1 protein-coding gene is annotated in these 206 nt (G+C 63.1%); it reads left to right on the forward strand.

All coding sequences use genetic code 11. The annotated features are described in order from the left end of the window. Positions 1–206, forward strand: a 206-nt coding sequence (locus tag EXE44_RS21670; protein ID WP_241991895.1) for an AAA family ATPase, incomplete at both ends; no start/stop codon positions are given.

The following is a 206-nucleotide window of genomic DNA, read 5'->3' on the forward strand; positions in this document are numbered from 1 at the left end:
GTCCTGCTCCACGGCCCGCCGGGCACCGGGAAGACCCTGCTCGCGAAGGCGGTCGCCAACGAGACGTCGGCGTCGTTCTTCTCGATCGCCGGCCCCGAGATCATCTCGAAGTACTACGGCGAGTCCGAACAGCAGCTCAGGGAGATATTCGAGGACGCGAAAGAGGAGTCGCCCTCGATCATCTTCATCGACGAGCTCGACTCGAT

The sequence above is a fragment of the Halorubrum sp. SS7 genome (assembly GCF_005435055.1).
In the GTDB taxonomy this organism is placed as follows: domain Archaea; phylum Halobacteriota; class Halobacteria; order Halobacteriales; family Haloferacaceae; genus Halorubrum; species Halorubrum salinarum.